This window comes from Eubacterium sp. AM05-23, from assembly GCF_003477535.1.
Lineage (GTDB): Bacteria > Bacillota > Clostridia > Eubacteriales > Eubacteriaceae > Eubacterium > Eubacterium maltosivorans.
The window spans coordinates 1-4,301 of sequence record NZ_QUDF01000027.1; the positions used below are offsets into that span (position 1 = coordinate 1).

3 protein-coding genes and 1 pseudogene are annotated in these 4,301 nt (G+C 47.3%); 1 reads left to right on the plus strand and 3 read right to left on the minus strand.

The features are described 5' to 3' along the window. Positions 1–202: 202 nt before the first annotated feature. A complete protein-coding gene (locus DW091_RS19830) occupies positions 203–493 on the minus strand; it encodes a helix-turn-helix transcriptional regulator (RefSeq protein ID WP_118519108.1) in 291 nt (96 codons plus the stop codon). An 18-nt stretch (positions 494–511) separates the two neighbouring features. Further along, positions 512–2,212, minus strand: a complete 1,701-nt coding sequence (locus DW091_RS19835; protein WP_224168855.1) for a lysozyme family protein — start codon at positions 2,210–2,212, stop codon at positions 512–514. A gap of 416 nt (positions 2,213–2,628) precedes the next feature. Between DW091_RS19835 and DW091_RS19840 the strand changes: the two genes are divergently transcribed. Then, the gene (locus DW091_RS19840; RefSeq protein ID WP_118519110.1) at positions 2,629–3,060 is read left to right on the plus strand and encodes a hypothetical protein; all 432 of its coding nucleotides are present in this window, start codon (positions 2,629–2,631) and stop codon (positions 3,058–3,060) included. Between the two features lie 338 nt (positions 3,061–3,398). On the opposite strand, the pseudogene DW091_RS19845 reads toward DW091_RS19840, so the two are convergent. Further along, positions 3,399–4,301 (minus strand): annotated as a pseudogene (locus DW091_RS19845) (TraE family protein); the annotation flags it as partial.

Here is a 4,301-nt window from a genome sequence, read left to right on the forward strand (position 1 = left end):
GACAGATTGGCACAAGTGGTCTACCGCACCGCCGGGCCCATTCTCTGCATCTGTTGGGCCAGACATATTTATTGTTTTGATAAAGGGGATCAACAAAAGCCTAAAAACCCCGGGTTATTCGATTTTTGCGCACACAAATAAAGGGGAACGCGAAAGCTGAGTGCCTCCGGTTCCCCGTTTTTTCTCAATCTAATGTCTTGACTTAATGACTAAATTTTTTTGCTTTCTTCTTTTTCTTAGCTTTTTTCTTCTTTTTCTCAGGCTTTAGTTGTACTTTATAGACTGCGGTCGTCGCCTCATCGTCAAGAAAGTATTCCATCGGAATCCCTAAAGCCTTAGCTATTTTATATAAACTTACTACGGACACACGTTGGGTGTCTCGTTTCAAGATCGAGTAGAAGCTTGTATAGGGCATTCCTGCTTTCATAGCAAGCTGTTTAAAATTTAGGTTTTGCTTTTTGGCTTCCATTCTTATTTTCTGTCCAATACTCATTTTTATTCCTCACTTTATCTAATTCATATATCCTGGGACACCATATCCCAGAATGACATAACTGCCCAGCGCATAACTTCTCCTTGCACAGCTATCGGTCGTATTCCCCTCGATGGTGTTAATGGTGCCATCGGTGACGCTCTCCACAATCCCCACATGATCGGAACTGCCGCTGCCATCCCAGGTAAAGAAAATAATATCCCCGGCTTTCGGCGTGTAGCTGCCGTCCTGCCACTGGCCTTTACTCTGGAAATAAGCCACACCATCTGGTACATAGGAAAATTTTGGGATGATCCCGGCGTCGATAAAACCGCACTGATCCGCGCACCAGCTGACAAAGCAGGCGCACCATTCCACACGGGAACTGAAGCCATACCAGCTCCAGTAGGGTTCTCCGCCCACATTGCCGATCTGGCTGGCTGCCACATTGACAATGCTGCTGTTTCCTCCACCGGTTGGAATGCGGCCAAAAGGGTAATACCGGAGGACATTCGGCACATAGCGCACGTCTCCATAGTTTCCGCCATGCTGGCTGGCAAATTCCTGTGCGTTGGTCTGGGTGTAGCCGCCGTAGTTTTCCAGGGCCCATGTGATATACCCGGCTCCGAAATTGTAGCCTTGTAAGGCCAGCTTGATGTGTTCTAAATCCATGGGGCTGGTGACCCCCGCGGCGTTTAAGCAGTCCGCCAGATACCGGATACCGATGTTAATCGAATATTCCGGGTCCGTAATTCCCCCGGGATACTGGTCATTGTAACCACACTCGCTGCACTGCATGGGATCGCCGCCCCGCCCGCCGGATTCCTGCATCATGACGGCTTTAATCAGTTCGATGTACTCGGGAATCCCGTGCCCCGCGGCGTACCGCTGTATGAGCGGCGTGTAGGCCTGCACTTCTTCGCTGACGGCTTCAGCAGCCGTGGCGTTGCTCCCGCCGATGAGGCACAGCGCTCCGCCAAAAAGCACCACAATCATGATGATCAAAATGACGACGGCTCCTCCAGAAGCCAAGGCTGAGGCGAACGCCTTCCCGGCAGCCGCAAGGGCCTTGACCGCCAGCTTTGCCGCCTGAATACTCATCTTCGCGGTTGCCTCTGAGGCTTTGGCGGACTGCTGCGCGGCCCGCGCTGACGCCTTTACCGCGGCTTTGGACGCGGCCCGGGTGGCTCGGGCGGAAGCTTTGGCCGCTGTTTTTGTCACTTTTGCATTGGCCTGAGCAGCCGCCCGGCCTGTTTTTATACCCGGTTTCATGGTACGGATACTGCTCTTTGTCAGCCGGGTGGCTTCCTCGCCGGTCTTAATGGTCAGCTTTCCGGTTTTCTCAGCAGTTTTGACGGTACGACGGGCGTTCTTCTGGATCACGGTTTCGGTGGCCCGGACGCTTTTTGCAGACGAGTAAATGGACTGCTTGATGGTTTTCCCATCTGCTGGTTTACTCAGCTTATTCAAGCTTTTTTCAGCCTTTCGTTCCATGGCATTGACGGTTTCGCGGGTCTTGATAGGGCTTCCGGCTTCTTTGGCGGCTTGTCCTGCCTCTGAAGCTTCAGCAGCAGCTCGATCTATTTGCTTGCCAGCGCGGTATTGGTTCACCCCATGATGAAAGAGCCGATCCCCCTGCTTCTGAGCGGCTTCTGCTGTTCTCTTGATCGTCTGGCTCCCCTTGTCCATGACCTGATTCTGCGCATATTCATTCGGTGAGCGCTCGGACCGCTCCCCCACATGCTCCAGGGCATTTTTAGTGCGGATGGTGCTTTCCTTGACATGATGGGTGGCCGCCTTTGTTTTATCTAAGAATTTTGTGTCTTTTTTGACTTCCCGGGTTTTAATCTCCCTGCTGATGGCTTCTCACCTCCTACTTGTATAAATGAAAAAGGCCACTCAAAATTTTTTGAGCGGCGTGCCGTAATAAAAAAGAATACGGATTGCGTATTCCTGTTTCTGTTGATAAATGTTATTATAAATTTGATCCGCTATTGTCTGATCAATCATTTGGTTTTTTTAAGGCCTTTATTCATCGTTTTCAGCTTCTGTATTTAGCTTTGAACTGTACGCAAAATTCGTACGTTTGATTCTTTTGCTTTTCTTTTCTCTTTTTAGTATAATATTCTTATTCTTTTGAACAAGTGAGGCAACGCATGGTCGATTTTAACAAAATGATAAAAGTTGGTGAATATCCACCCGCATTTAATCTGATCACACAATCCGATTTGCCATGCGGACCGATTTACCAGTCAAAAGGGCTTCGCGTTCATATTGAAAAAAGGCATCCCAATTGTCTTACTTATTTATCCTGTATTTCTGAAATACTTGAGTTTCCAGATTACATTGGTAAGAATCCAAAAGAGCCCAACAGTATTGAGATTGTAAAACATTATGATGCGAACATGATGGTTGCCGTTAAACTTGATCTGAAAAATGGTTATCTTTTTATTGCTTCTTTATATGCTATCAGCGATGGAAAGCTTAAAAAACATCTGGATAGTGGCCGTCTTAAACGTGTCAATTCTTTGTTCTCAGACCTTGACGCCTCTTTTAAAAAGCCTTATAATGAGAGTATAAAAGAATAAAGGGTACATAGATTATACCAGCAGGTAATTGAGGTTGGAAATGGCTCCCAACACACTCTTTCGAGTACCTGAGATGCAGGATACGCCGCCCTGCCGATTATCTGCTGTATATAAGCCGTCTGATTTTTCAGGCGGCTTTTTTTATTTCCAGCTGTATGCTTTTATCGTACCACTCTTTTTTCCCAGTCGTTCAAACTGTGACAAATGGTCACGGTTTTCTTTTGATTTCAACGAACACAAGCGTATAATCGATCCATTAAAAGTTTACGGTATATTATCGTTTTTTATTGTCAAAATATCACTATTTATTGTAACTCGACAATATAATGTTTTATGATTCAAAACTTTTCATTCGGCTTGGTTGTCATCAGCTTGTACAGTTTTGTTTTTTTCGGAAACCGGTTGATGAAAGGCACCAGGGCGCTCCCGTACTTGATCAGGCCGCATCCGGCATCAGCGTTGGTGATGTAGTTCATTTGTTCATGGGAAATGTTCAGAAGATTCCCAAGCTTTTGCCGGTCGGAAGCTGCCTGATTCAACATCACAATGAACTCAGAGTTCGAGAGCATGGTGCTGGCCGACACCGAATCCAGAAGGTACTCCACATTTTGAGTGATCGCGGTGGGAAAAGCGTCCCGCTTTCTAAAACGCCGCCAGGCAGAGTTAAAGAACGAAGCCGAGTATTCATTTTCAAAAAGAACATGGAACTCATCAATAAAGATGTGTGTCCGTTTGCCTTTTCGCCAGTTATCCGTCACCCGGTTTAGCATGGCGTCGGTAATAACTAAAAGCCCCATGGTTTTGAGCTGTCGCCCCAGATCCATGATGTCATAGACCACGATGCGGTTCTGGGTGTCCACATTGGTTTCATGTGAAAAGGCATTTAAACTTCCATCGGTGAACAGTTCAAGTTCTAACGCCAGTCCTTGGGCTTCCACTTCTGACTGCTCCATCAGCTTATCTCTGAGAACACACAGTGTCGGGATCTCGCCGCCCCGTTGGTAATCGGAGTAAACATAGGCCACGCAGCGGTCAATGATGGATTTTTCTTTTGGTCCCAGGCCATCTTTATCAAGCTGTTCGAACAAAGAGAGTACAAACTCAGATTTGTCGATCACAGGGTTATTGTTTTCCCCATAGCCCTCGACCATGTCCAGCGCATTGATATGATCCTCACTCCCAGCCGCAATCCGGATCGCTTCACCTCCGAGGGCTGTAATCAAGGAGACATAGTCGGCTAA

Coding starts and splice junctions, on each gene's coding strand:
- DW091_RS19830 (WP_118519108.1), bottom strand. CDS start 493: ATGAGTATTGGACAGAAAATAAGAATGGAAGCCAAAAAGCAAAACCTA.
- DW091_RS19840 (WP_118519110.1), top strand. CDS start 2,629: ATGGTCGATTTTAACAAAATGATAAAAGTTGGTGAATATCCACCCGCA.